This is a genomic window from Candidatus Hydrogenedentota bacterium (genome assembly GCA_019637335.1).
Taxonomy (GTDB): domain Bacteria; phylum Hydrogenedentota; class Hydrogenedentia; order Hydrogenedentales; family JAEUWI01; genus JAEUWI01.
The window spans coordinates 207,650-233,923 of the sequence record JAHBVV010000005.1 but is presented as its reverse complement, the minus strand read 5'-3'; the positions used below and the strand labels follow the sequence as shown (position 1 = coordinate 233,923).

Below are 26,274 nucleotides of genomic sequence, written 5' to 3'. Positions count from 1 at the left end.
GGGTTCAGGACTCAACATCCGCGCCGATGGGGGTATGATCGTACATGCGCTGCCCGATGGGGACGACGTGGCTCCGGCCTTTGACCAGGATGCAGCCGACGGGGCACGCCGCCACCGCCTCGTCCGTCAACTCGATGTCCGTGCCGGCCAGGCCGTTGCTCGCGTTCACCGCGATGCGCTTGTTGATGCCGCGGCCCTCGAACCCGAAGACCGACTTGCCGTCCAGCTCCCGCGACGCCCGGGCGCAACGCCCGCAGAGCACGCAGCGGTTGCGGTCGATCAGGATGTCGTCGTGTGTGGCGTCCAACTCGCGCACCGGGCTGAGGTACGGATACTGTGGCGCCGTCATGCCCAGGCGGTAGCCCAGGGCCTGAAGCTCGCAGTTGCCGCTCGCTTCGCAGGAGGGGCACACGTGGTTGCCTTCGACGAACAGCATCTCGACCACGTGCCGCCGCATCGTGTTCAGATCGTCCGTATTGTTCTCCACCACCACATCCGGCGTCGCCGGCAGCGTGCACGCGCTGGCCGGGCGTCCGTTCACCATCACCGTGCAAATACGGCAGTGACCGCCCGGGCTCAGGCCATCCTTCTGACACAGCTTCGGGATGTAAATGCCCGCGTCCTGGGCGGCCTCGAGTATCGTCTGGCCCGGTTTCGCGGTTACCGTTGCACCGTCCAAGGTGAAGGTAAAGGTCTCGGCGGAAGTATCGTGTTGCGCGCTCATCAGTTCGTCTCTCCTGTGGCCGCCGCGTGCCCCGCGATCGCGTGGAATTCGGCCTCCGCCTTCTCGAGGTCTATCCCCACGCCGCCGTTATCGGGCCGCACGCGGTCCGCGTACAGGTCCGGGAAGTTGCGCAGGGTCGTTAGCACCGGGTTGGCCGCCGTCTGTCCCAGACCGCACCGGCTCATCGTCTTCACGGTGAGGCCCAGGGACTCCAGCTCGCGAAGGTCGCGATCCGTCGCCCGGCCCTCCAGAATCTTCTCCAGCCCCTTCTCCAGCAGCGTCGTCCCCGCGCGGCACGGGGTGCACCACCCGCAGGATTCCTCCGCGAAGAACGCGGTGAACTGCCGCATCACTTCGATGATGTCGCGCTCCGGCCCGAAGATCATCACCGAACCGCCCGTGGGCAGATCGTCGAAGGATATTGTGCGCGCGTAGTCCTTCGGGGCCAGGCAACGGCCCGAAGGGCCGCCCATCTGCACGGCCTGCGCGTTTTCCGCGCCCACCATCTCCAGCAGCTGCCGCACCGTAATCCCGTAGTCCAGCTCGTACACACCCGGCTTCTCGCAGTCGCCGGAGACGCTCAACAGCTTCGTTCCGGTGGAGTCCTTCGTGCCGATGCCCGCGAACCACGCGCCCCCATTCACCAGGATCCGCGCCGCGCAGCACAAGGTCTCGACGTTGTTCACCAGCGTCGGCTGGCCCAGGTAGCCGCACTGCACCGGGAACGGCGGGCGCGCGCGCGGCGCGCCGCGCTTCCCTTCGAGCGACTCGATCAGCGCCGATTCCTCGCCGCAGATGTACGCCCCGGCCCCGAGCTGGATGCGGATATCAAAGTCGAAGCCTTCGCGGCCGCAAATATTCGTCCCGAGCAGCCCGAGGTGCCGGCGCTTCGCCAGTTCGCCCTCCAGGTGCGGGACCATGTATTCGTATTCCGCGCGCAGGTAGAGGATGCCCTCCCGCGCCCCGACCGCATACGCCGCCACCGTCATCCCCCCGAAAACCAGGTTCGGGTTCTGCGCCAGGATCACCCGGTCCTTGAACGTCCCCGGCTCACCCTCGTCCGCGTTGCACACCACGTAGTGCGCCTCCCCCTTGGCGTCCCGGCAGAAGCGCCATTTCATCGCCGTCGGGAAACCCGCGCCGCCCCGCCCGCGCAGCCGCGACGTGTTTATCTCGTCGATAACCTCGTCCGGCGTCATCGTCACCGCCTTCCGCACCGCCGCGCCCCGCTCCGTCGACGCGAAGATTACCGGGCCCGCCACCCGCACATCGTTGTCCACGCTCGCCTGCGGGAGCTTGCTCAGGTCCGCGCCGGAACGGATGGCCGCCACAATCCCCGGAATGTCGTCCGCGGTCAGGTTCGTCAGCGGAACCCCATTGACCAGCGCGCTCGGGCCCTGATCGCTCAGGCCGATGCAGCTCGTGTAACGCAGGGCGATGTCCGCGCCGGGATCATTGGCTCCAAACCGCGTCCCCGCCGCCGACTCCAGCGCCGCCGCAATCGCGTCCGCGCCCTGCATCCGCTCCACCGCCGCGTGGCACAGCCGGACCACATTCTGCGCCTGCGCTTCCCGGGAAAAGAACGCGTAGAAGCTGACCATGTCCCGCACTTCCACCAACGGTACGCCCAGGGCCTCCGCAAGCGCGGCGGACGCCTCCTCGGAGATGTGCCCCAATGCCGCATGAACCGCGCGCGCCATATCCATCAGGCGGCTCCGGTCCGATCCATATTGCTGGACGATCCGTTTGATGAGATCCGTATCTACCATGGAATACTCCCGTCTACACATCGTGCTTCTCGCCGGTGGCGCATCCACGCATCAGGTCAACGGCGCCGACCGGAAGCGCGTACAGGTTGCTGTGTGCAACCGAACTGTTCGCATAAACCGTGCCGCTTCGGGCTGGACCATTCCCGCAGCGCGATGACCACCCGATTCTAGCACTGAGGCGGCGGGAGTGCGAATCCAGTTCGCCCCAGGCGACCAGCGGGCGAAAACCTGAGCACTTCTGCGCGTGCACTAGTGCGCAATTCATACAACAACCCCTCGGAAATCCCCTCTGCTCGATCCCGCGCCCCCGGATGTGCGTCTTCGGGCCGGGCGATATTGCATGCACATTACTGTAGTTTGAACGTCCTGCAAAGGGAAATGGGCGATCATCGCGGCCCCATTGCAACGGGGCGGCAGCCCGCGCCAGAGACCCCTCGTCCACTGCGCAGCAGTGTTCAATTGCACATGTCTCTCGCACAGTATAGCGCGCTGGCTGGGGGCCGAGAGCTCTGTATTTCGCGCTTTTGCGGGGATTTGGACCCGTTTATTGTTGGCGCCCATCTTGCACAGGACAAAGGCGACGATTGCAAGGCAGCATCGCGCAAATGTGAGGTGGTGTAATGGCGGACGTACTGATAGCAACCTTCTTCATGGCTGGTCTTGGCGGCCTCCTCTCCATCGGGCTCGCCACCGCCAACCGGAAGTTGTTTGTCGAAGAAGACCCGCGCATTGACGCCGTCGAGGAAATGCTCCCCGGCGCCAATTGCGGCGCCTGCGGCCAAGCCGGCTGCCGCGCCTTCGCCGAAGCCGTCGTCGCCGGGAAAGCGATGCCCGCCGCCTGCACCGTAAGCCCCCCCGAGGGAATCAAGGCCGTCGCCAACTACCTGGGCACCGACGCGGGCGCCGCGGTGAAGCGCGTGGCCCGCCTGGCCTGCGCCGGCGGCGCCAACGTCGCCTGGAACCGCGCCGTATATGGAAGCGAGCAAACCTGCCGGGGCGCGGCCCTCATCGCCGGCGGCGGCAAGGGATGTTCCTGGGGCTGTCTCGGCCTGGGCGACTGCGAGGCCGTTTGTGATTTCGGCGCTATTCGCATGAATGAACACGGCCTCCCGGTGGTGAATGAGGCGAAATGCACCGCGTGTAACGACTGCGTCGAGGTCTGCCCGAAGGATCTCTTCTCAATACAGCCCGTCACCAATCATCTCTGGGTGGCGTGCAAGAGCCTCGCGGAGGGCGACGACGCTCTCGCCGAGTGCGCCGTGGCCTGCAACGCCTGCGGGCGCTGCGCCGCGGACGCGCCCGCCGGCGCCGTCGTCATGCGCGACAATCTCCCCGTTGTGGACTACGGCCGCAACCGGGATCTCACCAGTGAAATCATCCAGCGCTGCCCGACGGGCGCGATTGTCTGGATTTCGGATAACGGAACCGTTACCCGGGGAGCGGCGGCCAGGCCGGTGGTCCGCAAGTCGCCCCTGCCCGTGATGACGATGAAGCAACCCTAAGGGCGCGAAAGAAACGCGATCGAGGTGTCGGCCATGAAAAATTCTGCGAGTTCTGCAAAGTACCCCGGCGTTCGCCAGGCGATGGACGGAAACAGTTCGGTGATCATGTGCGAGCGGGAGTCCAGCGACGCCGCCGGCGCCTACCCCATTACACCGTCCACCCAAATGGGCGAGTACTGGGCGGAGGAAACCGCCAACGGGCATATCAATATTTCGAACCGCCCGCTCATCTTCATCGAGCCCGAAGGCGAACACGCCGCGGCCGCCGTTACCGCGGGCCTCAGCATGACCGGCCTGCGCGCCACCAACTTCTCCTCCGGCCAGGGCATCGCCTACATGCACGAGTCGCTGTACGCCGCCGTCGGCAAGCGCCTCACCTACGTGCTCAACATGGGCTGCCGCGCCATGACCAAGTCCAGCCTCAACGTGCACGCCGGACACGACGACTACCACGCGGTCGACGACACGGGCTTCTTCCAGGTCTTCGGCAAGAGCGCGCAGGAAGTCTGCGACCTGAACATTATCGCCCACAAGATCGCCGAACTCTCGCTCACCCCGGGCATCGTCGCACAGGACGGCTTCCTCACCACCCACCTCATCGAATCGATTATGCTTCCCGAGCGCGACCTCATCGCCGAATACCTGGGCAAGCCCGAGGACATCATCCCCTCGCCGACCCCCGCGCAGCGCCTCATGTACGGCGAGACCCGCCGCCGCATCCCCGAACTCTGGACCGTCGACAACCCGATGCAGGCCGGCACCGTCCAGAACCAGGACGCCTACATGCAAAGCGTCGCCGCGCAGCGCCCCTTCTTCTTCGACCACATCCAGGAACTCGCCGACCAATGCTTTGCGGAGTTCTCCGCCCTCACCGGACGCCCCTACGCCCGGGTCAACACCTACCGCTGCGAGGACGCCGACTACATCATCCTCGGCCAGGGCAGCGTCGTCAGCTCGGCTGAGGCCGTGGTGGACTACATCCGCGAAACCCGGAAAATCAAAGTCGGCGTCGTAAACCTCATCATGTTCCGCCCCTTTCCGACCGACCGCATCAGCGAGCTGCTTCGCGGCCGCAAGGGCGTCGTGGTCCTTGAGCGCGTCGATCAGCCGCTCGCCTCCGATCTGCCCCTCATGAAGGAAGTGCGCTCCGCCGTGAGCAAGGCCCTGGAAAACGGCCTCGCCGGCAAGGGCCCGCTCCCCCACCCCGGCGCCGCAACCTACAAGAGCCTCAGCGACGCCCCGCCGCTCTACTCCGGCTCCTTCGGCCTCGGCAGCCGCGACCTCCAGCCCGAGGGCCTCATCGCCGCCATCGAGAACATGCTCCCCGACGGCGGGAAGAAACGCTTCTTCTACCTCTCCGTCGATTTCCTCCACGACAAGGCCTACACGCCCAAACAGGAAATTCAGCAGCAGGCCATCCAGGCGGCCTACCCCAACATCAAGGATCTGGCCATTCGCGGCAGCGAGAATCCCAACCTCATGCCGAAGAACGCCATCACCGTCCGGTTCCACTCTGTGGGCGGCTGGGGCGCCATCACGACCGGCAAGAACCTGGCCATGACCCTCTTCGACCTGCTCGGGTACCATATCAAGGCCAACCCGAAGTACGGCTCGGAAAAGAAGGGCCAGCCCACCACCTATTACCTTTCCGCAGCTCCGGAACCCATCCGGATGAACTGCGAGTACTTCTACGTCGACGTCGTCCTTTCACCGGACCCGAACGTCTTCAACCACAGCAACGCCGTGGCCGGCCTGAAAGACGGCGGCGTCTTCATCATCCAGTCCGACCTGCCCACGCCCGAGGCCGTCTGGAAGAGCATTCCCAAGACCTATCAGAAGATCATCGTGGACCACAAGTACCGGGTGTTCTACCTTGACGCGTTCAAAATCGCTCGCGAAGAAGCGGCCGACCCGGAACTCCAGTTCCGCATGCAGGGCAACGCCTTCCAGGGAGCCTTCTTCAAGGCTTCGCCGGTCATGGAGAAGCAGGGCCTCAACGAGGAATCCCTCTTCGACGCCATCAAGAAACAGCTACAGTACAAGTTCGGCGCCAAGGGCGCGCGGGTCGTGGAAGACAACATTCGCGTGGTGACACGCGGCTTCGACGAAGTTCGTGAAATCACCGAAAAGACCATATCGGAGGCTTCCGAAGTCGCGCTGCGCCGCGATCCGGTGCTCCCGGTCATGATGCGCGACGTACCCCGCGGCGACGACAAGTTCAGCGATGTCCACCGCTTCTGGGAGGAAACCGGCGAGTTCTACATGACCGGCAAAGGCAACGACAACCTGGTCGACCCATTCATCGGCATCAGCGTCGTCCCCGCATGCACCGGCGTATTCCGCGACATGAGCCAGATCCGATTCGAGCACCCGCTCTGGATCCCGGAAAACTGCACCGCTTGCGGCTCCTGCTACACCGTCTGCCCCGACAGCGCCATTCCCGGCCTCGTACACTCGCTCAAGGAAGTGTTCGACACGGCCATCCAGCGCGCGGAAAGGGCCCACGGCGCCACGAAGCACCTCCGCAAGACCGCCGGCGTCGTCGAGAACCGGCTCCGCGGCCGCCTCAACGCCGAAGGCGAAGCAGCCCCGGTCCGCGCCCTGCTCGCCGAAGTCATGGATGATGTCGCCGCCGTCGCGACAGTCCCCGAGGGCGAACGCCAACGCTTCGAGGAAGAGCTGGTCTGGTTCTCCGATGCACTCGGCGATTTCCAGTTCTCGATCACCAAGCCCTACTTCACCACGAAGGAAAAACAGCAGCCGGGCAGCGGCGGCCTCCTCTCCATCACCGTCAACCCCTACGGCTGCAAGGGCTGCATGGAATGCGTGAAGGTCTGCGAAGACGACGCCCTCCGGCCCGTCACCCAGACCGACAGCAGCCTTCAGAAGCTACGCGATGACTGGGACGTCTGGCGCGCCCTGCCCACAACCTCCCAGGAATACATCCGCATCGACGACCTCAACGAGAAGATCGGCGCGCTCGAAACGCTCCTCCTCGACAAGAAGGCCTACTTCACCATGACCGGCGGCGACGGCGCCTGCCTCGGCTGCGGCGAGAAGACCGTCCTCCACCTGTTCACGGCCACTGTCGAAGCCCTGATGCAGCCGCGCGTAAAGGCGCAGCTGGCCCGCATCGAAGGCCTGATGAAGGACCTCGAACAGCACGTCCGCCTCAAGCTCGCCAGCACCGTCGACCTGAGCAACCCCCAGGCGGTGCAGCACGCCATCGACAGCGCGAAGAACACCGACCTCACCCTCGGCCGTCTCTCGGAAGGCCTCGACGCCGTACACGCCCAGGAGCCGCTCGATCCGGGCTGGCTCCAGTGGGTCACCGGGCTCATGGCCCAGCTCAAGCAGCTTCACTGGAAGTACACCACCGGCGTCACCCGCCAGGGCCGTTCCAGCATGGGCATCATCAACGCCACCGGCTGCACCTCGGTTTGGGGTTCGACGTTCCCCTTCAACCCCTACCCCTTCCCCTGGACAAACCACCTCTTCCAGGATTCGCCCAGCATGGCCATGGGCATCTTCGAAGGGCACATGGCCAAAATGGCCGATGGCTTCAAGGCCATCCGCCTCGCCGAAATGGCGCTGGCCGACAAGATGCCCTGGCGCGAATTTGAGAAGACGCTGACCTACTTCAACTGGCGCAACTTCACCGACGAGGAGTTCCTGCTCTGCCCGCCCGTGGTTTCGGTCGGCGGCGACGGAGCCATGTACGACATCGGCTTCCAGAACCTCTCCCGCCTGATGATGTCCGGGAAACCGGTCAAGGTCATGGTGCTCGACACCCAGGTCTACTCCAACACCGGCGGCCAGGCCTGCACCTCCGGCTTCACCGGCCAGATCTCCGACATGGCCCAGTACGGCAAGGCCTTCCAAGGCAAAGAGGAAATCCGCAAGGAAATCGGCCTCATCGCCATGGCCCACCGCACCACCTACTGCCTCCAGGGCAGCATCTCCAACGTCACACACCTGCTGGAAGGCTTCATCGACGGGCTCAACACCCGCCGGCCCGCGCTCTTCAACGTCTACAGCCCCTGCATGCCCGAACACGGCATCGGCGACGACGTGGCCGAGCTCCAGAGCAAGCTCGCGGTCGAATCCCGCGCCTACCCGCTCTTCCGGTACAACCCGGATCTCGGCGTCGCCCCGCAGGAGTGCTTCGACCTCGAAGGCAACCCCGCCCTCGAAGCCGACTGGCCCAGCTACACCATCCACTATACGAACGAGGAAGGCGAACCCGCCGCGCTGGAGGTCCCGCTCACCTTCGCCGACTTCGCGGTGACCGAGGGCCGCTTCCGGAAGCAGTTCCGCAAGGCCCCCCGCGACACCTGGAACGAAAACATGGTCCCGCTCGCCGAGTTCGTCGAACTCGCGCCGGAAGACCGCGAAGGGCTCTTCCCCTACATCTGGATGGTCGGCAAAAAGAACGAGCTGATGCGCGTCATCCCCGCCGAACCCATCGTCAAGGCCACGGAAGACCGCAAGCACTTCTGGACCATGCTAAAGGCCATCGCGCTGGCCCCGGCCGCGCCAGACCGCGAAGCCATCGCCGCGACCGTCCGCACCGAAATGGCCCACAATCTTGCAGCCCAGCTGCTGCAACTCGCCGGTGGTGATGGGGGAAGCGTTACGGCGGCTGTCATGCATGCCACCGCGGCCCCCACAGGCGACCCGGGCGCCGCGCAAGCGGCGTCCGGGAATGGGAGCGCCGCCGGCGGCTTCACCGCGGCCTACATTGACACGGCCGAGTGCACCGCCTGCGACGAATGCATCAACATCAACCCCAAGATCTTCGCCTACAACGAGAGCAAGAAGGCCTACATCAAGGATCCGAAGGGCGGCCCCTTCAAGGACATCGTCCGGGCGGCCGAGAAATGCACCGCCCAGGTCATCCACCCCGGAACCCCGGCCAACCCAGGCGAACCCGGCCTCGACAAACTCGTAAAGCGCGCGGAGAAGTTCAATTGAGCGCTCTCGTTGCACATACCGCGGATCATGAACACCGCGGGGACTCCATCGGGCCGGAAAGCAAGCGCGGCGGGGACTGCATCGGGCCGGCAAGCAACCGTAACACTGGAACAATGGTCCCGAACCGGCCCGAGGCTGTACCCCAAAAGGCGTTGGCTCTTGGGGTACAGGCACCCTCGCGCCACGGCTCTACCAGCGCGTGCGCGGCCCCGCGTATTGCGGCTCGGGAGCCAGTCCCCGCCGGAGGTGCGCCATGCTGACGCTCCTAAACGGTTGGCGTAAGACCTTCTCGCACGGCCTGCATCCGCCCGAACACAAACAGCTAACCGCCGACAAGCCCATCGTGCGCCTCCCCTTCCCCGGCGTCGTCTACGTGCCGCTCTCGCAACACACCGGCGCGCCCGCCGAAGCCTTGGTGCAGCCCGGCCAGGAGGTCGTGCGCGGTGAGCCCATCGCAAAGGCCGCGGGCTTCGTATCCGTGCCCATGCACGCCCCCGTCACCGGACGCGTGCGCGCTATTCAGGGCATCCCGACCCCGCGCGGCCAGCTCGTGCCGTCCATCGTGATAGACGTCTACCCCAGCTCCGACCAGTCCGTACTCTATGGCGCGCCACGCGACATCGACCAGATGACGCCCGACGACCTCGTCGCCGCCGTTCAGGACGCCGGCGTGGTGGGCCTGGGCGGGGCCGCCTTCCCGACGCACGTCAAACTCAAACTGCCCGAAGGCAAATCCGTCGACACGATTATCGTCAACGGCTGCGAGTGCGAGCCTTACCTCACCACCGACCACCGCCTCATGGTGGAGCAGCCCGAGGCCGTGCTCTATGGCCTGGCGGTCATCCGCAAGGCCCTCGCGGCCGAACGCGCCATTATCGGCATCGAAGCGAACAAGCCCGACGCCGCGCGCGCCCTCGCCGAGCACATCAAGCCCGAGGACCGCGTGGAAGTGTGCGTCGTGGAGACCAAGTATCCCCAGGGCGCCGAAAAAATGCTCATCAAATCCCTCCTCAACCGCGAAGTGCCGGCCGGCGGGCTGCCCGCCGATGTCGGGGCCGCGGTCTTCAACGTGGCGACGCTCGCCCAGATTGGCGAACTTGTCCCCGCGAGGCAGGGCCTCATTGAACGCATCATAACCGTGACAGGCGAAGGCATCGAGAAACCAGGCAACTATCTCGTCGCATTGGGAACCCCGATTCGCCACATTCTCGATTGCGTCGGCCTGAAGTACGGAAAAGCCCGGGTGATCTTCGGCGGTCCCATGATGGGCTCGGCCATTGTGTCGTGGGACACGCCGGTCACCAAGGGCGTCTCCGGCATTCTCGTCCTCCCACGGGAGGAGGAGGACGCCGTTGCCGCCGCGCGCCCCTGCATCAAGTGCGGGGCCTGCGTGCGGGCCTGCCCGATCCACCTCAACCCCTGCTTTCTCGGGCAGCTGGCGCGCGTTCGGGAATACGATCGCATGGCGGCGGATTTTCACCTCATGGACTGCTTCGAGTGCGGCTGCTGCACCTATGTCTGCCCGGCGAACATCCCGCTCGTGCAGCAGTTCCGCGTGAGCAAGCAGATCGTGCGCGAACGAAAGGCGGCCACATGAGCACCAATGCCCACCTGCTCGAACTTCAGGCCTCGCCCCACCTCCACAAGGCCATCAGCGTTGACCGGATCATGTATCACGTGCTCTACGCGCTCGCGCCCGTATGCGCCTTCAGCGTCTGGCAGTTCGGGCTCAGCGCACTGGCCCTGCTCGCCGTCTGCACGGCCACCTGCCTGGCCACGGAGGCCCTCTTCGCGCGCCTGGCGCAGCGCCCCGCAACCATCTCCGATGGAAGCGCCGCCATCACCGGCGTCCTCCTCGCGCTGACCCTGCCCCCGGGCTTCCCGCTCTGGATGGGCGCGCTGGGCGCCTTCGTCAGCATCGCCCTGGGCAAGGCCCTCTTCGGCGGGATCGGGTTCAATGTCTTCAATCCCGCGCTCATCGGGCGCGCATTCCTCCAGGCCTCGTTCCCCGTCGCCATTACCACCTGGACCCCCTCCTTCGCGCCCGGGCGCTTCACCGAATTCGTGCCGTCGTCGCTCGCGCTGCCCTTCTGCAAGCCCCCCGCCATCGGGGAGTGGCTCGCCGGCGCCGCCGACGGCTTCAGCGGCGCAACGCCCCTGGCCATCCAGAAATTCGAGCACGTCCAGACCGATATCGGCCAGCTCGCCCTCGGCATGACCGCCGGCTCCGCGGGCGAAACCTGCTCCATACTCCTGCTCGCCGCCGGCGCCTACCTCATCGCGCGCGGCATCATGGACTGGCGCATCCCCGCCGCCATGCTGGGATCCGCCTTTCTCGTCAGCGGCATTTTCTACCTGGCCGATTCCGCCGCCAACCCGAGCCCCGTCTTCATGCTCTTCTCCGGCGGGCTGATGCTCGGCGCGATCTTCATGGCCACCGACATGGTCGGCTCTCCGGTGACGCCCCTGGGGGTCTGGATCTACGGCGCCCTCATCGGATCCATCACCATCGTGATCCGCGTCGAGGGCGGCCTCCCCGAGGGCGTGATGTACGCCATCCTGCTCGGCAACGCCACGACCCCCCTCATCGACCAGTGGACCCAGCCGCGCATCTTTGGCGAGCGAAAGGAAAAGCATGGCTGAGATGGTTCAACAGGCGCTCCCCGCCGCCGGCTCACCCGCCGGCAACCCGCGAAAGATGGTGGCCGTACTTTCGGGCGTGGCCGCGCTCTCCGGCCTGCTCATCGTGGGCGTCTTCCAGTTCACGCTGCCGTTCATCGACGCCAACCGCGAAGCCATGATCGAGCGCGCCATCTTCACCGTCGTCCCCGGCGGAGCCAGCAAGCAGGTCTACGGCTACACCGGCAACGGTATCGAGCCCAACCCCGCCGCCGCCGCGTTCGGCGATCGCTTCTACGCCGTCTACGACGAGTCGGGAGCCCTCAAGGGCGTCGCGCTGGAAACCTCCGCCCAGGGATACCAGGACGTCATTCGCATTCTCTATGGCTACGACCCCGACCGCCAGATCGTCACCGGCATTACCGTCCTCGAAAGCAAGGAAACACCCGGGCTGGGCGACAAGATCGGTAAGGACCCCGCCTTCCTCGCCAACTTCGAGGCGCTCGACGCCGCCGCCGATCCCGCCACCAACCTCCTTCACAACACCATCGTGGCGGTGAAGAGCGGCCAGAAGGAGGACCCGTGGGAAATCGACGGAATCGCGGGCGCGACCATCAGCTCCGTCGCCATCGCCAACATGCTCGATCTGGGCCTGCGCCGCGATCTGCCCCGCCTCCGCCCCCACATCGATGAACTGCGAAAGGCCCCGGCATGAGCGAAAACAATTCCATGGACATCTTCGTCAAGGGCGTCTGGCGCGAAAACCCGGTCTTCGTCATGCTGCTGGGCATGTGCCCCGTGCTCGCCGTCACCAACTCCGTCGTTAACGCCCTCGCGATGGGGTTGGCGACAACCTTCGTGCTCCTGATGTCCAGCACGCTTATCTCGCTGCTCCGCAAGGCCATTCCGAAGCAGGTCCGCATCGCCACCTACATCGTGATCATCGCCACCTTCGTCACCGTCGTCGATTACGCGATTCAGGCGGTCAGCCTCGAGATCTACCTCGCGCTCGGCGCATTTATCCAGCTCATTGTCGTCAACTGCATGATCCTGGGCCGCCAGGAGGCCTTCGCGTCCAAAAACACCCCCATCAAGGCCATCCTGGACGCCCTCGGCATGGGCGTCGGATTCACCTTCGCGCTGCTGTGCCTCGGAGCCGTGCGCGAGCTCCTCGGAAACGGTTCACTCCTCGGCATCGACCTCTTCGGCCCAAAATTCGAGCCATGGGCCGTTATGATTCTGCCACCGGGCGGCTTCTTCGTGCTCGGCGCATGGCTGCTGCTGTTCGCCTGGCTGAAGGATCGCGCCGCCGCCCGCAACGCTGGAAAGGAGTCGGGCCATGTCGGATGATTCCCTGGGCTTCATCTTCCTGAATGCCTGCATCATCAACAACTTCGTGCTCAGCGCCTTCCTGGGGATCTGTCCCTTCCTGGGCGTCTCCAGCAAGTTCGAGACCGCCAGCCGAATGGGCCTCGCCGTCATGTTCGTCATGCTCGTGAGCTCGGCCTGCGCCTATTTCATCAACAGCCTCCTCGTCGCGCTCGGCATGGAGTTCCTCCGCCTCATCTGCTACATCGCGGTCATCGCCTCCTCCGTGCAGCTCGTCGAAATGGTGCTCAAGAAATACAGTCCCGGCCTCTTCCGCGCCCTCGGCATCTTCCTGCCGCTGATCACCACCAACTGCGCCATCCTCGGCCTCGCACTCTTCCAGACCTTCAAGGGATATAACTTCCTCCAGTGCGTCGCGTATGCCCTCGGAGCCGGCAGCGGGTTCACCCTCGCCCTGGTGATCATGTCCGGCCTGCGCGAACAGCTTTCTCTCCACGACGTTCCCGGTATCGCCCGGGGAGCCGGCCTCACCCTCATGGTCGCGGGCATTCTCTCGCTCGCCTTCATGGGCTTCGCCGGACTCGGGAGCTGACCATGATTATTCTCAAGACACTCGCCGCATGCCTCGCCGTGGCCGCCGTTATGGCCGTGCTCCACTGGTCCGGCGTTGCGGCGCACGAACACGCGGACGGCGCCCCGGATGGCGGTAGCCACGGGTGCCAATTCTGCCCCTCCGCGGGGGCCTGCCTTACAGCCAAACCGGCGCGACCGATATGCGCGAATCAGGAGGACCGGCCATGAAACTCTCGTACTACGACATCAGCCACCCGCACACCGCGGTGGTAAAGCACTCCCACCGGATTACCCCCGAGGATTTCCCGGTGGAAGTGCGCCATATCACCCTGCACATCCCCAGCGGCGGCCTTTCCTTCGTTGAAGGGCAAAGCATCGGCGTGCTCATCTCCGGACAGCACCAGTTCGGGAACCCGCACCACCTGCGCCTGTACTCCATCGCCAGCTCGCGCCTCGGCGAGGACGGCCACGGCTCGGACATCGCCATTTGCGTCCGCCGCTGCTTCTACATCGACGAGGTCAACGGCGAAGAATACCCGGGCATCGCCTCTAACTTCCTGTGCAACCGCCGCGAGGGCGACGAGGTCACCATCACCGGCCCCTACGGAAACCACTTCACCATGCCCGAATCGCGCGACGCGAACCTCCTCATGGTCGGCGTCGGCACCGGCATCGCGCCCTTCCGCGCCTTCGTCAAGCGCATCTTCCACGAGAAGGAGTACTGGAAAGGCAAGGTCCGCCTCTTCTACGGCGCCAACCACGGCCTCGAACTCCTCTACATGAACGACCTCGTCAACGACTTCGACCTCTACTACGACGAAGAGAGCTTCAAGGCCTTCGAGGCCGTCAGCCCCCGGCCCCACGTCCAGGCCCCCGTCACCTGGGAGGCCCACATGAACGACAACGGGGAAGAGGTCTGGAACATGCTCCAGGAACCCAACACCTACGTCTACGTCGCCGGCCTCGAAAACGCGCTGGACGCCTTCAACAGGACCATGACCCGCGTCGCCGACTCCGAAGCGGCCTGGCAGACCGTCCAGGAAGGCCTCAAGCAAGACGGGCGCTGGGCGGAACTGATCTACTGATCGCGCCCGCGCCTCCTCCTGAATAACACAGCGGCCCCGGCGGCATCCAAACGCCGCCGGGGCCGGCTGAACTAAGTGACTCGGGCATTCCCGCCTGAGGGGCTGTCGATTTACTTATCTCACCCTACACTATGGAAGGAATGAGAAGATCCGTCATCCCCGCGAACGCGGCTGTCGGTCTACTTAACTTGCCCTACACTATAGAAGGAATGAGCAGATCCGTCATCCCCGCGAACGCGGGGATCCAGCGACGCGAACGCACAAACCTCCGAATTCCACTGGATTCCCGCCTTCGCGGGAATGACGCCATAGGGCGTTAGCACAAAATTGTAGGAAATGCGCTCACCGCACACGTTAAATCGACAGCCCCGAACACGGGGATCCAGCAACGCGATCACGCAAACCTCCGAATTCCACTGGATTCCCGCCTCCGCGGGAATGACGCTGTAGGACAGCAGCACAAACTTGTAGGTTTTGAGGTGTCCGAACCAGTTAAATCGACAGCCCGCCTGAGAAGGACTACGCCTCAGATCCGCTCCATCTTGCCCGATTTCGCCGACTTGTACGCCGCCACCGTCACCTCCGTCGCGCGCAGGCCGTCTTCTCCCGTCACACTCGGCGCGATCCGCTCGTCCACCGCGTTCACGAAATCGCCCACCAGACCCAGATCCGGGTTGTCCCCGTAAGGCGCCCACTCCGTCCGCATCGTGCTGTCGTTATACACGTTGACCTTCTGATTGAACGCGTCGACATTCAACACACCCTTCGTGCCGATGATCTCCAGGGTCACGTCGCCCCACGTGGGGAAGCTCTTCGCACGGCTCCAGCTCGCAATATGCGATACCTGGATCCCCCCCTCCATCTCCAGATTGAGCATGCCCAGGTCGTCCGTCTTGAAGTCCTTCTTGTGCAGCAGGTTCCCCTTCTCGCAATACACCTTCGTGAACTCCCGGCCCAGCATCCAGCGAAGGTAGTCCGCCACGTGCACCGTATGGTCCATCGTCGCGCCCCCGCCCGCCAGTTTCTCATCCACAAACCAGCCAAAAGGACACTGCCCGTGGTTCGTCGCCGCGATCGCCAGAATCTCCCCGAAGGCCCCGGACCGCACCTGATTGCGCGCCTCGATCAGCGTCGGCGCGAAGCGGCACGGAAACGCCGTGCCCAGGCCCACCCCGGCCTTCTTGCACGCCGCGATCATCGCCTTCGCGTCCGCCACCGTCGTAGCCAGCGGCTTCTCGCAGAGAATCCACTTGCCCGCCTTCGCCGCCGCCTCCACCATCGCCCGGTGCTTGGCGTTCTCCGAGCAAATGATGACACCGTCCATATCGCCAGCGAGGAACGCGTCCAGGTTCGGCGTAAAACGTGTTCCATACGCCTTCGCCATTTCCTTGCCGCGCTTCGCGTCATCGTCCCAGATGCCCGCCAGCTCCGCCTGCGGCAGCGCGTTCAGACATGCCGCATAGCTCTGCGCGTGCATGTGGGCAAAACTCATGATTCCAATCTTAGCCATGATATTGGGCCTTCCCTGCGTGGCGCATCTCGCCACGATATCCATTGTTCGTGCAATTCAAGAAACGGAACGCCACCGCCTGACTAAAGCTTGACCGCCTGGCCCGTCGCCGCGGACTTCAGCGCCGACTCCGCCATCTTCACCGCTATCAGCGCGTCCTCCGGCGTCACGCGCGGTGCGCGGCCATCCTGCACCCACGCGATGAAGTCTTCCCACTCCCGCTGGTACGGGCTCTCCGCCACCGGGCTGCCCGGCACGATCATGCTCGGCCCGTCTCCCGTGTCGCGGAACAGGCTCGACAGCGGCGCCTCGTTACTGTCGTACTGGATCATCCCGCCATCCCCGCAGATCTCCGCCTTTACACGGAACCCGCTCGGGTGCGCCCACGTCCCCAGGATCGTCGCGATCATCCCGTTCTTCAGCCGGATATTGCTCTGCGAATAGTCGGCCAGCAGCGGCTTCGTCTTCAGCAGCGCCTGGCAGAAAATCCGCTCCGGCTCGCCAAACACATAGCGCACCCAGTCCATGTCGTGGATCGCGCAGTCAAACGTCACGCCGCCGCTCGCCGCGTAATCCGCAAACCAGCTGCCCGGGCCGCCCGGAAAAATGCCGCCCCGGGAGATCTTCACATACCCCGGCTCGCCCACCTTCCCCGCCTCGATCTGCGCCTTCATCCCCTCGAATTCGTGAAAATACCGCACCACATGCCCCACAAACAGCTTCACCTTCCCCTTCTTCGCCGCCGCGATCGCCTTCTTGCAATCCGCCACCGTACGGCAAAGCGGCTTCTCGCAGAAGATGTGTTTCCCCGCCTGCGCCGCCGCCTCCAAAAACATCAGGTGCGACGGCGTCGGCGTCGCGATCAGCACGCAGTCAATGCCCGCCGCCGACGCTGCCTTCAGGCCATCCGTCATCGCCTTCGCGCCATACTTCGCCGCCAGTTCCGAAGCGGCCTTCTTCGATTTATCCGCGCAGATCGCAATGTTCAGTCCGCAGTTCGCAGCCATCTGCGCGTGGATGCGTCCCATCCCGCTGCACCCGATGATCGCCACGTTCATGGACGCGCGCGCACCGGCAGCGACGTGTTGTTGTCTATCGGCAAACATGGTCTAGTCTTCTCCCGCGTGGGTTGCAATGAGTACCAGGGCGCGCACCGAAACAGGATCCACCACCCCCGATACGCGCCGGACCTAGGATAACACAGCGAAATCCCAATTGCCGAACCAGACCCCACAAAACAAGACCACCAACCGCCCACTCCCCGCCCTCCATGCCGCCCCCAGCGCCCCCAGCGCCCCCAGCGCCCCCAGCGCCCCCAGCGCCCCCAGCGCCCCCAGCAGCCCCAGCGCCCCAGCGCCCCAGCCGTCCCAGCCGTCCCAGCCGTCCCAGCCGTCCCAGCCATCCCAGCCGTCCCAGCCGTCCCAGCCGTCCCAGCCGTCCCAGCCGTCCCAGCCGTCCCAGCCGTTCCAGCCGTCCCTGCCGTCCCTGCCGTCCCTGCCGTCCCTGCCGTCCCTGCCGTCCCTGCCGTCCCTGCCGTCCCTGCTGCCCCCAGTCCCCAGTCCCCAGTCCCCTGTCAACTGTCAACTGTCAACTGTCAACTGTCAACTGTCAACTGTCCTCCGGCCACCCCCCAAAAAATCCACCGCCCCTGTATCCCCACGCCCTCGGAATGCTACCCTTTCCCCAGAGCAACGACTGCAAAATCATGCGGCGGGAACCTTCATGGATCAGTGCATCGAAACTTTCAAGCTGCAAAAGACCTACGGCGACACCGTGGCCGTCGCGGATCTCGATCTACAGGTCCGGCGCGGCTGTTTCTACGGCTTTCTCGGCCCCAACGGCGCCGGCAAGTCCACCACCATCAAAATGCTCACCGGCATCGTTGCGCCCACATCCGGCGACGCCCGCATCCTCGGCCACTCCCTTCGGCGCCACCCGCTCCAGATCAAACGCCGCATCGGCGTCGTCCCAGAAGACCTCTGCGTCTTCGAAAACCTCACCGCCCGCGAGTACCTGGCCTTCGTCGGGCGCATGTATAAGTTGCCGCGCGCCGTCGCGATCGCGCGTGCGGAAGAGCTGCTCGCCCTCCTGGGCCTGGCGGACGCCAACCGGACCCTTATTCTCGAATTCTCTCACGGCATGAAGAAGAAGATCGCGCTCGCCGCGGCGCTCATCCACGATCCCGACCTGCTCTTCCTTGACGAACCCTTCGAAGGCATCGACGCCGTCGCATCCCGCACGATAAAGGACGTCCTGCTTCAGATGACCGCCCGCGGCCGGACCATCTTCCTCACCTCGCATATCCTGGCCATCGTCGAGCAGCTCTGCACCCACGTCGGCATCATCCACGAGGGCCGCCTCATCGCCCAGGGCGCGCTCGCCGACGTCGCCGCCGGCGAATCCCTGGAAACACGCTTCGTGCGCATCGTCGGCCGCGAGGAGACGCCCCAGGGCCTCTCCTGGCTCGCCAGAACGGCACCCTGATGCGGTACCTGCTCGCGCTGCTCCTGCTGCAATTTCACCTCGCGCGCAACACCATGACGCGTGGCAAGCTCGTCGCCGTCTTCCTCATCGGCGCCGTGGTGGCTGGGGCCGCGCTCTTCTCCGGGGTGCTCGGCGCCTTCTTCTACCTCGCCGGCGCGGCCTGGCTGCCCCGGCAGCCGCACGCCATGCAACTGCTCCTTCTCCACCTGCTCGCCCTCCTCTACGTGCTCGTATGGTTCTGGAGTTTCGCCTTCGAAATGCAGCGCTCCGACGTCATCGACATTCGAAAAATGCTCCACTTCCCCGTTCCCCTGGCCGCCATCAATCTCCTCAATTTCGTGGTGTCCCTCTTCACGTTCCCGTCCCTCTTCTACGTCGCCGCCGCCGCCGGCCTGGTCACGGGCATCGGATCGGCGCGGGGCGGCGGCTACCTGGCCGGATACCTCGCCGCAACCGTCTTCTTTCTCGCCGTGTCGGCCTGGGGCTACTGCCTCCGCGGCCAGATGGCCGTCTGGATGGCCGACAAGCGCCGGCGCCGCGTCCTGCTGAGCGTTCTGCCCGTGCTCTTCATGGTGACCGGGTTTATGCCCCTCCTGCTGAGCCAGAGCATGATTGGCGGGCGCTCCGCGGAAGCCCTGCTCCAATGGCTCGGGGCGCCGGAGCAACAGGCGCGGGTGGCGCGGGCCTCGCAACTGCTCCCGACCGGCTGGATAGCAATCGCGCTGGCCGGAATGGGCCATTCCCAGACCGCAAGCGCCGCGCCCATTGCCGGTCTGGCCGCCCTCGCCCTGCTGGGCTACCACCGCGCCTACCGGACCACCCTCCGCTACTGCTTTGGCGCGGGCCAGCACCAGGGGGCACCCTCCACCGCCGGACGGAAGCTCCCGATGACCGCGCGCAGGATCCCCGGCCTCGCCGAGGACACCGCCGCGCTCGCTATCGCCGCCTTTCTGAATTTCGTGCGCCACCCGCACATGCGCGCGATGATGCTGGCCCCCTTCGGCATCATTATTCTGCTGGCCGCGCTGAAAAGCCAGTCCGCCATGTCCGGGCGCGATCTGGGCATGCCCATCCTCGTCGTGATGTGGCCGTTCTTCCTCTTCAGCAGCTTCTTCTTCAATCTGTTCGGCGCGGACACGCGCGGCTTCCGCACCATCATGCTATTGCCGATCCCGCGCCACCGCGTCCTCCTCGCCTACCACATCGCCCTGCTCCCGCTGGCCGGCGGCCTGGGCCTGATCTTCGCCCTCGGCGGCAGCTGGTACTTTGGCCTGCCGCCCGCCACCGCCGCCACCGCGCTCCTGCAGATCGTGCTCCTCTTCACCCTCTTCGCGCTGGCCGGCTCCTTCCTGTCCATCTATGCCCCCTTCGCCATGGGGCGAAACATGATGCAGGGGCAGAAGTCCCGCTCGCTCCTTATGACCATCGTCATGCCATTGGTTATTGGCCTGCTCCTGCTTCCCTCCGGGCTCTGTTTCGCCGCCGACGCCATCGCCGCGCGGTGGGGCCTGGAAAACGCGCCCGCCGGCGTCTTGCTCTCCGCCCTCTTTGTCGCCATGGCGCTCGCCGCCTACCCCGCCGCACTCCGCCACGCCGGCGATCTCCTCGTCACCCGCGAACAGCGAATCCTCGAAATCCTCCAACGCACCGCCGCGTAGCGCCGGAGCGCCAGCCGGCGGCCAGCGCCGCGGCGGTATCAATAGTCGCCAACAGCGCACAGCACGGCCCCCTTTCACGGATCCCGCCGCCGCTCATAGTCCTCGCCCCAGCGGTGCATCGCCATAAGCACCGGCTCCAGCGATCGGCCCAGCGCCGTGAGAGAATACTCCACTTTCGGCGGAACCACCGGGTAAACCTCCCGGTGAATTATGCCCGCGGATTCCAACTCGCGCAGCTGCTTGGTCAGCGTCCTGTGTGAAATCCCGGCAAGTTGGCGGTGCAATTCGGCGAAGCGCCTGGTTCCCTGTAGCAAGTGATGCAACACCAGGACTTTCCAACGCCCACCGACGATTGCCAGCGTCGTTTCGACGGGGCAGCCCACGGACTTTCGACTTGGCGCCGTCATGGAAGCCTCCTACTATCCTCCAGGATACTTTAGTACAAAAATGTACGTTATTGACATAGTGTATGTACCTGACATAGGGTGCGTATATCAACGTTTTGGGCAGGCAGACTCAAGAAAGGAACACCCTATGAGCAAGTACACCTACCGCCGCCTTGACAAGGACGATGTCGCCGTCCTGCTGGTCGATCACCAATCCGGATTGACCAACCTCGTTCACGATTTCTCGCCGGACGACTTCAAGAACAACGTGCTGGCCCTGGCCGACAGTGCGGCCTATTTCCAGCTGCCGACGATTCTGACGACAAGCTTCGAGGATGGTCCCAACGGCCCGTTGGTTCCCGAATTGAAGCAGATGTTTCCCAATGCCCCGTATATCGCCCGTCCGGGCCAGATTAACGCCTGGGACAACCCGGATTTTGTCGATGCCGTGAAAGCGACCGGGAAAAAGCAACTGCTGATCGCCGGCATCGTCACCGAAGTTTGCGTTGCCTTTCCCGCACTGTCGGCCCTGGAGGAGGGTTACGACGTGTTCATCGTTACCGATGCCTCCGGCACCTTTAACAAGACCACGCGGGACGCCGCCTGGTCGCGCATGGAATCCGCCGGCGCGCAACTGTTGACCTGGTTCGGCGCGGCGTGCGAGCTGCACCGGGACTGGCGCAATGACGTCGAGGGCCTCGGTGCGCTCTTCTCGAATCACCTGCCATCGTACCGCTGCCTGATCACCAGTTATATGGCCGGGAAGTAGGGCGGCGCGGCCAGCACAACGTCGCCGGCAGCATTGGGACGGCGCGAGAAAAACGCCCCCGGCGGATACCGAATCCGCCGGGGGCGTTATTACAATCTTTCCGCGGTGATCAGTCGCGACCGCGGGCGCGACCTCCGCCGCCGCCGCCCAGGGCCGGGGCCGGGGCGCCCGCCGCCGGTGCGCCAAGACCGCCCGCGGCGGGAGCGCCGCCGGGCTGGTTCTGCTGCGAGGCTTCCCAGCGCTGCTTGTTGGTCTTCACTTCGGCCAGCTTCTTCTCGGCCAGCGCGATGATGTCGCGCTTGTCCTGAGTCGTGGTGTTCGTGTGGTCGTCCGGAATGACGGACACCAGCGACGCCACGCGGGCATAGGCCTTTTCCGCCTCGTCGTACTTGTGCTGTTCCTCCAGGCGCTCGCCCTCTTCAATCGCGTCGCTCGCGAGAGACTGCACGTTGGAGATGGCCGTACTGATGCTCTTGTTTATCGCCTGCTTACGCTGTTGTGCGATTTCATTCTGGTCCGTGAACTCATCATCGACCGCGTTCAGGATTTCCGCGGCCTTGCGGTAATTCGGAATGGCGTTGCCGAAGTTGCCCGCCGTCACCAGGTTGTCCGATTCCTCGCGGATCTGATCCGCCTTGGCGATAATGCTGACCGTCATTTCGCGGCGCTCGTTGCGCTCCGCGATCCGCTTGTTGGTGTCCTTGATGAGGTCCGCCGCCGCCTGGCTTGTCCAGTTGTACTGAAGCGCCTGTTTAAACGCGGCCAGCGCGGAGGGAAGCTCGGTCTCGCCCTTGCCCTTCTCGTCCGCAAGCTCCAGGTATTCGCGGCCTTCCCGGAGGAAGTGGTCCGATATCTTCCTCGCCACGGCGTCGCGGTTGGCGCCCCCGAGCTCGTACGCGATCCGCCATTCGCGGATACTCCGCTCGGCGCTCTGGCGCGTCTCGAACGCGTAGTAGAGGTCACCCACTTCCTCGTAAATGGCCGGGTTGGTCGAATTGAGCGCGGCAAGATTCTCGTAGACCGCGCCCGCCTGGTGGAAATTGCGCTTGTCCATCAACTGGTACGCGATTTCGTCGACGAAGAAGTTGGCCAGCATATCGTCGTTCGCCGACATCGCGGACGCGGGCTTCGTCGTGCCCGCCTCCAGAATCGTGTACCACACATCGGCGACCGCGTCGACGGCATCGACGAAATTCTGCTGGCTGGATTCCTTCAGCAAGCCGCTGTAACCGCGCCCGCGGCGGTAGTCGTCCTCGATAAGGATGATGTTGTCGTTGCGGAAGGTAAGGCGCTGCTGGAAATACTCGCGCGCGTTCACCACATCCACGCGCCGGGTGTTGTGGCTCGCGTACTTGTAGGCATTGAGGTGCTTCTCGATATCCGCGCGAACTTGCGCCTGCATCGCCTCCTGCTCCGGGGTCCACGCCAGCCCGTAGGGCAGCATGATATCGGCGACCAGCGACGACAGCACCCCGAGACGGTAGGCAAAATAAGAGCCCGAGCCATAGGTCCGGGCTTTCGACAGCAGTTGAATCTGGGCGGCCACAAGCTGGATCGCATCGTCCGTCGAGCGGACCATGTTGCTGGCGTCCAGGCTGCGCCATCCGGCTTCGGCCCCCTTCAGGACATCGCGCTCATAGTTGGCGTCGCCCGGGCGAAACGTCCCGGGGAACTTACCCTGAATGACCTGGATTGCCATGCCGGTAATGGTGCGTTGCGCCCGCGGACCCCACGCGTGGGTATGGGCGACGGCGGCTATCGTCGCCACAATGACAGCTAACCGAAGGAATTGCGATGTACGAGTCATGATAGTCCTTGTCCATTAATCCCCGGCCAATTCGGCTGACGCGGGCTGCGGGCGCCAAGGCCCAGTTAACATGCTCTACCCCAATAGCGCATGCGGGCGCAATCAATGCATCGAAACTAATAAAAGCGCTCGTTCCTTTTCGGCTGCGACCGCGCTAAATCCAGTGATCACGGTAACATAAGGTGTCAAGATGTGTCAACGAATTCCCCAGGTCGGGCTTTCGCAGTATTCATTGTTTGCTTCCGCGGATGCCGGGCCCGCCAGGTTGCTGATTCCGTGCGCCGGCGCGCGGTCCAGGAAATGGCGCAGGTGCGCAAACACATGCTCCCGGCCCTCCCCGTTCACGATACCATGCCGGTTCCGTTCCAGCAGAATCAACTCCTTGAATTCGGCCCCGAGCCGGTCAAACAGCTGCTGCCCGCTGATCGGATTCACAATGGGATCGCGCGCCGCCTGGATCACCATCGTGGGCACGCGGATTTCCGGGAGGCACTGCTCCGTGGCGTTCATCAGGCGCACAAGCTGGTACACCCCCTTCAACGGGTTGCGATCATAATTGATGTGCCGGTTCTCCGGCTCGTTGACGATGTATTCCCAGGATTCCCGGGCCTGCCCCAGGCGCTTGAGAATGGCGTTCAGGCTCACAATCGACGGCACCAGGCGCACCGAGTAGTTGTTGACCTGCAGAGGCGCACAGACCGTAAACGCGGCCTGCACCTTGATGCCCTTGCGCGCGGCCGCGAGCAGCGCCAGGCAGCCGCCCGTGGAGAACCCGCCGACGATAATATGGTCCGTGACGCTCTTGATGACGGCGTACCCGCGGTTGAAGGAGTGATACCAGTCTTCCCACGTCCGCTCGGCGAGGTCCTCGGGGGCCGTTCCGTGCCCGCGCAGCCGCACGGCGTACACCGCGTAACCCTGCTGGTAGAAGTATTCGGCCATCGCCCGCACCTCCTCCGGGGCCGCCATGTAACCGTGCGCGAGCACGATGCCGGCCCGCGGCCGCAAGGGCTTGAGAAAGTACGGACGCCCGATCTCGGGGTTCTTGCTCTCACCGGGCGTGTAATACTCCGCGTAATCCTCCTCGAAATAGCGGGCGTCCTCCTCCAGAAAGATATCGCGAATCTGGCGGGAAAGTAGCGGGCGCGGCAGGTGCGCCACCTTCTTGATAATCTCGGTGACCTCGTCGAGCGGCTCGATCTCGTTGGCGATGACTTCGGTAAGCTCCTGAAACCGGATTGCGTGAAAGGGGGCCTTCCCCCGCTCCAGCGCGCGGTTCTTAACGTACAGGTCACCCTCCTCAATAATGAGCGACTCCTGGAGGCACAAGGTCATGAAGTCGACGAACTTCGCGCTGGGGTCCTCGAAAACGATGTCGCGGTAGGTGCGATCGAGCACGCCATGCAGCCGGTGGCGCCCGATCTTGCGCAGCTGGTGGACACAAAGGAATATCCGGTTGCGGTAGGCGCGTTCGGAAAAGGCCTGCGGCGGCTGGTGCCGGATGATGGTCGCGAAAATGTGGTCGTAGTTGATCGTCGTCAGCTGGTAGATGGACGCCATATAGCGCAGCATCAGGTCGCGCGCCGCATCGTTGAACAGGGACCCGGGGTCGGTCTCCAGCGCCTGCATGTCGTTCAGCCCACAGGCCATCACCGAGGCGTACTCGGGCTTGTTCAGGTACTCCCGCACATCGATCGGCTCCCCCAGCGTGATGTCGATGTCCGTGTCCTCCGAGAGCACCGTTCCCTCGACGGAGAGTTCCTCCACCGCGCGCGTGTCCAGCTCCTTCGCGAATCGCCGGGCCATCCGCAAGACGAAATTGTCCCGCGCGCGCATTGGGAAGTACGTAATGTTGACCGGAATGATCACCGTGCGCCGGGAAAGCACATCGGTGTCCGGCGTCAGATCGAAGTGCTCGAGCGCGCGCGCGAAGCCGCCATCGCCATCGGGCCGCGCATCGAGGCAGGCCAGCTTGTGGCGGTAGTACTCCGCCCGCAGCGCGAGCACCGCCGCGCCCGTGTGCGGCGGGCGGCGCTTACCGTTGCTGTAGATGGAGAATTCTCCCGACGGGTCGACAACCTTCTTGTCCTTGATCATCGCCCCCTCGGGAAAGATCATCCAGGGGTGCTCGCCCGTCAGAAGCGTCCGCACAATGATCCGGTCCCGGTCGGGATCGGATGTGGAAATCGTGCCGGTCGATCGCAGGTAGCGCCCGATGCGCCCCTTGAAAAGCTCCCCGGCCGCCAGCCCCCACACCTCCTTGCCGGTGTGCTTGTGGACGATATACGGCAGGAGCATCGTTTCGAGGCGCGTGAAATGGTTGACGACGAAGATGATCGCCATGTCATCCGTGATCGCCTCGTAATTATGCAGCCGCGCATCCGAACGAATGAGCCGCGACGCCACGTCCAGGGACCACTTGGTCAGGGACAGGGCTACTGTTGAGGCCATACAGGTTCTCCGCCGGGTTGTGTGTCAGCCTCAACACTATAGCACGGCCCCCGCGCGACATGGTCAACGCCATGCAACCGGCCCCGGCGCACGCGGGTCAGAGGTGCGGACGCCGTTCCGCGCACGCGTGGAGCACGGCCTCGCTCAGGTATTGCAGGGCCTCCGGCCCGATATCCGTGAAGCGCACGGCGACGCCCTCGTCGTGAAGGCGGGCGACAAATCCCCCCGCGTTAATCCGGCAACTCGGCGGATCGCATTCGGGTATGAGTACAATGCGGACGGACTTGCCCACGGGAAGCCGCCGTTCGGAGTGGAACATAAGCCCCTGGAGGCTGATATCCTTGGCTTCCCCCTCGACCACCACGCCGTTGCCCAGGCGCACCTCGGCCCGGCCATGAATGGGGCGTCTGTTGGATTCCCGTAGATCGCTCGTTTTGACCATCGCACTGCCTCCCGGACGCCTGCACCCCGCACGCCGGTTGGTCACCCGCGCCGGCTCCGAAGGTTGCGCAGCCAAGGCCGGACGGGCAGGCGGGCGAGGCAGCGTCACGCGTTGTGGCAACCATTTGGCGCCGGCGGACTTGCCTTCTTGCTCTCTCTTATCCTGCACTAGTCAGCATAACACAGAATTGGA

At 64.5% G+C, this 26,274-nt stretch carries 21 protein-coding genes; 12 read left to right on the top strand and 9 right to left on the bottom strand.

Annotated elements, in window-relative coordinates; genetic code table 11:
* Nucleotides 1–4: 4 nt before the first annotated feature.
* Entirely contained in the window at nucleotides 5–724 is a 720-nt protein-coding gene (locus KF886_08845) for a (2Fe-2S)-binding protein (GenBank protein MBX3177454.1), read from the bottom strand.
* Nucleotides 724–2,493, bottom strand: coding sequence for an NAD(P)H-dependent oxidoreductase subunit E (locus KF886_08840; protein MBX3177453.1), 1,770 nt, complete (start codon nucleotides 2,491–2,493; stop codon nucleotides 724–726). Before KF886_08840 ends, KF886_08845 begins: the two co-directional genes overlap by 1 nt.
* A gap of 620 nt (nucleotides 2,494–3,113) precedes the next feature.
* Between KF886_08840 and KF886_08835 the strand changes: the two genes are divergently transcribed.
* The 9 genes from KF886_08835 to KF886_08795 all read left to right on the top strand — a co-directional run bounded on the left by KF886_08835 (nucleotide 3,114) and on the right by KF886_08795 (nucleotide 14,575).
* Nucleotides 3,114–3,995: a 4Fe-4S binding protein gene (locus KF886_08835; protein ID MBX3177452.1), complete on the top strand. Its 882-nt coding sequence runs from the start codon at nucleotides 3,114–3,116 to the stop codon at nucleotides 3,993–3,995.
* Between the two features lie 81 nt (nucleotides 3,996–4,076).
* Entirely contained in the window at nucleotides 4,077–8,969 is a 4,893-nt protein-coding gene (locus KF886_08830) for a 2-oxoacid:acceptor oxidoreductase family protein (GenBank protein ID MBX3177451.1), read from the top strand.
* A 253-nt stretch (nucleotides 8,970–9,222) separates the two neighbouring features.
* Complete coding sequence (gene rsxC, locus KF886_08825) at nucleotides 9,223–10,566, top strand: electron transport complex subunit RsxC (GenBank protein ID MBX3177450.1); 1,344 nt, start codon at nucleotides 9,223–9,225, stop codon at nucleotides 10,564–10,566.
* Nucleotides 10,563–11,612 carry an RnfABCDGE type electron transport complex subunit D gene (locus KF886_08820; GenBank protein MBX3177449.1) on the top strand — a complete coding sequence of 350 codons (1,050 nt, stop codon included), beginning with the start codon at nucleotides 10,563–10,565 and terminating at the stop codon, nucleotides 11,610–11,612. The genes rsxC and KF886_08820 overlap by 4 nt, the downstream gene beginning before the upstream one ends.
* Nucleotides 11,605–12,303, top strand: coding sequence for an FMN-binding protein (locus KF886_08815; protein ID MBX3177448.1), 699 nt, complete (start codon nucleotides 11,605–11,607; stop codon nucleotides 12,301–12,303). Before KF886_08820 ends, KF886_08815 begins: the two co-directional genes overlap by 8 nt.
* Nucleotides 12,300–12,938 carry an electron transport complex subunit E gene (locus tag KF886_08810; GenBank protein ID MBX3177447.1) on the top strand — a complete coding sequence of 213 codons (639 nt, stop codon included), beginning with the start codon at nucleotides 12,300–12,302 and terminating at the stop codon, nucleotides 12,936–12,938. The genes KF886_08815 and KF886_08810 overlap by 4 nt, the downstream gene beginning before the upstream one ends.
* A complete protein-coding gene (locus KF886_08805; GenBank protein MBX3177446.1) occupies nucleotides 12,928–13,509 on the top strand; it encodes an RnfABCDGE type electron transport complex subunit A in 582 nt (193 codons plus the stop codon). The genes KF886_08810 and KF886_08805 overlap by 11 nt, the downstream gene beginning before the upstream one ends.
* A gap of 2 nt (nucleotides 13,510–13,511) precedes the next feature.
* A complete protein-coding gene (locus KF886_08800) occupies nucleotides 13,512–13,718 on the top strand; it encodes a hypothetical protein (protein MBX3177445.1) in 207 nt (68 codons plus the stop codon).
* Nucleotides 13,715–14,575 carry an oxidoreductase gene (locus tag KF886_08795; protein MBX3177444.1) on the top strand — a complete coding sequence of 287 codons (861 nt, stop codon included), beginning with the start codon at nucleotides 13,715–13,717 and terminating at the stop codon, nucleotides 14,573–14,575. Before KF886_08800 ends, KF886_08795 begins: the two co-directional genes overlap by 4 nt.
* A 526-nt stretch (nucleotides 14,576–15,101) precedes the next feature.
* Here KF886_08795 and KF886_08790 read toward each other — a convergent pair.
* The 3 genes from KF886_08790 to KF886_08780 form a co-directional block, all read right to left on the bottom strand.
* Complete coding sequence (locus KF886_08790) at nucleotides 15,102–16,085, bottom strand: Gfo/Idh/MocA family oxidoreductase (GenBank protein ID MBX3177443.1); 984 nt, start codon at nucleotides 16,083–16,085, stop codon at nucleotides 15,102–15,104.
* A gap of 83 nt (nucleotides 16,086–16,168) precedes the next feature.
* Complete coding sequence (locus tag KF886_08785; protein MBX3177442.1) at nucleotides 16,169–17,191, bottom strand: Gfo/Idh/MocA family oxidoreductase; 1,023 nt, start codon at nucleotides 17,189–17,191, stop codon at nucleotides 16,169–16,171.
* On the bottom strand, nucleotides 17,140–17,637 hold the full coding sequence (locus tag KF886_08780; GenBank protein ID MBX3177441.1) for a hypothetical protein: 498 nt from the start codon (nucleotides 17,635–17,637) through the stop codon (nucleotides 17,140–17,142). Before KF886_08780 ends, KF886_08785 begins: the two co-directional genes overlap by 52 nt.
* A 170-nt stretch (nucleotides 17,638–17,807) precedes the next feature.
* On the opposite strand from KF886_08780, the gene KF886_08775 reads away from it, so the two are divergent.
* Both KF886_08775 and KF886_08770 read left to right on the top strand, forming a co-directional pair.
* Entirely contained in the window at nucleotides 17,808–18,569 is a 762-nt protein-coding gene (locus KF886_08775; protein ID MBX3177440.1) for an ABC transporter ATP-binding protein, read from the top strand.
* Entirely contained in the window at nucleotides 18,569–20,227 is a 1,659-nt protein-coding gene (locus KF886_08770; protein ID MBX3177439.1) for a hypothetical protein, read from the top strand. Before KF886_08775 ends, KF886_08770 begins: the two co-directional genes overlap by 1 nt.
* A gap of 74 nt (nucleotides 20,228–20,301) precedes the next feature.
* On the opposite strand, the gene KF886_08765 is transcribed toward KF886_08770, so the two are convergent.
* On the bottom strand, nucleotides 20,302–20,634 hold the full coding sequence (locus KF886_08765; protein ID MBX3177438.1) for a helix-turn-helix transcriptional regulator: 333 nt from the start codon (nucleotides 20,632–20,634) through the stop codon (nucleotides 20,302–20,304).
* Nucleotides 20,635–20,761: 127 nt separating this feature from the next.
* On the opposite strand from KF886_08765, the gene KF886_08760 reads away from it, so the two are divergent.
* The gene (locus KF886_08760; GenBank protein ID MBX3177437.1) at nucleotides 20,762–21,382 is read left to right on the top strand and encodes a hydrolase; all 621 of its coding nucleotides are present in this window, start codon (nucleotides 20,762–20,764) and stop codon (nucleotides 21,380–21,382) included.
* A gap of 109 nt (nucleotides 21,383–21,491) precedes the next feature.
* Here KF886_08760 and KF886_08755 read toward each other — a convergent pair whose 3' ends face one another.
* The 3 genes from KF886_08755 to KF886_08745 all read right to left on the bottom strand — a co-directional run bounded on the left by KF886_08755 (nucleotide 21,492) and on the right by KF886_08745 (nucleotide 26,082).
* Nucleotides 21,492–23,189, bottom strand: a complete 1,698-nt coding sequence (locus KF886_08755) for a hypothetical protein (GenBank protein MBX3177436.1) — start codon at nucleotides 23,187–23,189, stop codon at nucleotides 21,492–21,494.
* A gap of 195 nt (nucleotides 23,190–23,384) precedes the next feature.
* A complete protein-coding gene (locus KF886_08750; GenBank protein MBX3177435.1) occupies nucleotides 23,385–25,640 on the bottom strand; it encodes an alpha/beta fold hydrolase in 2,256 nt (751 codons plus the stop codon).
* Nucleotides 25,641–25,737: 97 nt separating this feature from the next.
* A complete protein-coding gene (locus KF886_08745) occupies nucleotides 25,738–26,082 on the bottom strand; it encodes a PilZ domain-containing protein (protein MBX3177434.1) in 345 nt (114 codons plus the stop codon).
* Nucleotides 26,083–26,274: the final 192 nt, after the last annotated feature.

Bases quoted from the DNA above. Each gene is read 5' to 3' on its own strand.
- KF886_08750 (MBX3177435.1), bottom strand. From the start codon at position 25,640: ATGGCCTCAACAGTAGCCCTGTCCCTGACCAAGTGGTCCCTGGACGTG.
- KF886_08830 (MBX3177451.1), top strand. From the start codon at position 4,077: ATGGACGGAAACAGTTCGGTGATCATGTGCGAGCGGGAGTCCAGCGAC.
- KF886_08820 (MBX3177449.1), top strand. From the start codon at position 10,563: ATGAGCACCAATGCCCACCTGCTCGAACTTCAGGCCTCGCCCCACCTC.
- KF886_08770 (MBX3177439.1), top strand. From the start codon at position 18,569: ATGCGGTACCTGCTCGCGCTGCTCCTGCTGCAATTTCACCTCGCGCGC.
- rsxC (MBX3177450.1), top strand. From the start codon at position 9,223: ATGCTGACGCTCCTAAACGGTTGGCGTAAGACCTTCTCGCACGGCCTG.
- KF886_08840 (MBX3177453.1), bottom strand. From the start codon at position 2,493: ATGGTAGATACGGATCTCATCAAACGGATCGTCCAGCAATATGGATCG.
- KF886_08765 (MBX3177438.1), bottom strand. From the start codon at position 20,634: ATGACGGCGCCAAGTCGAAAGTCCGTGGGCTGCCCCGTCGAAACGACG.
- KF886_08760 (MBX3177437.1), top strand. From the start codon at position 20,762: ATGAGCAAGTACACCTACCGCCGCCTTGACAAGGACGATGTCGCCGTC.
- KF886_08810 (MBX3177447.1), top strand. From the start codon at position 12,300: ATGAGCGAAAACAATTCCATGGACATCTTCGTCAAGGGCGTCTGGCGC.
- KF886_08800 (MBX3177445.1), top strand. From the start codon at position 13,512: ATGATTATTCTCAAGACACTCGCCGCATGCCTCGCCGTGGCCGCCGTT.
- KF886_08815 (MBX3177448.1), top strand. From the start codon at position 11,605: ATGGCTGAGATGGTTCAACAGGCGCTCCCCGCCGCCGGCTCACCCGCC.
- KF886_08795 (MBX3177444.1), top strand. From the start codon at position 13,715: ATGAAACTCTCGTACTACGACATCAGCCACCCGCACACCGCGGTGGTA.
- KF886_08845 (MBX3177454.1), bottom strand. From the start codon at position 724: ATGAGCGCGCAACACGATACTTCCGCCGAGACCTTTACCTTCACCTTG.
- KF886_08785 (MBX3177442.1), bottom strand. From the start codon at position 17,191: ATGTTTGCCGATAGACAACAACACGTCGCTGCCGGTGCGCGCGCGTCC.
- KF886_08835 (MBX3177452.1), top strand. From the start codon at position 3,114: ATGGCGGACGTACTGATAGCAACCTTCTTCATGGCTGGTCTTGGCGGC.
- KF886_08805 (MBX3177446.1), top strand. From the start codon at position 12,928: ATGTCGGATGATTCCCTGGGCTTCATCTTCCTGAATGCCTGCATCATC.
- KF886_08755 (MBX3177436.1), bottom strand. From the start codon at position 23,189: ATGACTCGTACATCGCAATTCCTTCGGTTAGCTGTCATTGTGGCGACG.
- KF886_08745 (MBX3177434.1), bottom strand. From the start codon at position 26,082: ATGGTCAAAACGAGCGATCTACGGGAATCCAACAGACGCCCCATTCAT.
- KF886_08790 (MBX3177443.1), bottom strand. From the start codon at position 16,085: ATGGCTAAGATTGGAATCATGAGTTTTGCCCACATGCACGCGCAGAGC.
- KF886_08775 (MBX3177440.1), top strand. From the start codon at position 17,808: ATGGATCAGTGCATCGAAACTTTCAAGCTGCAAAAGACCTACGGCGAC.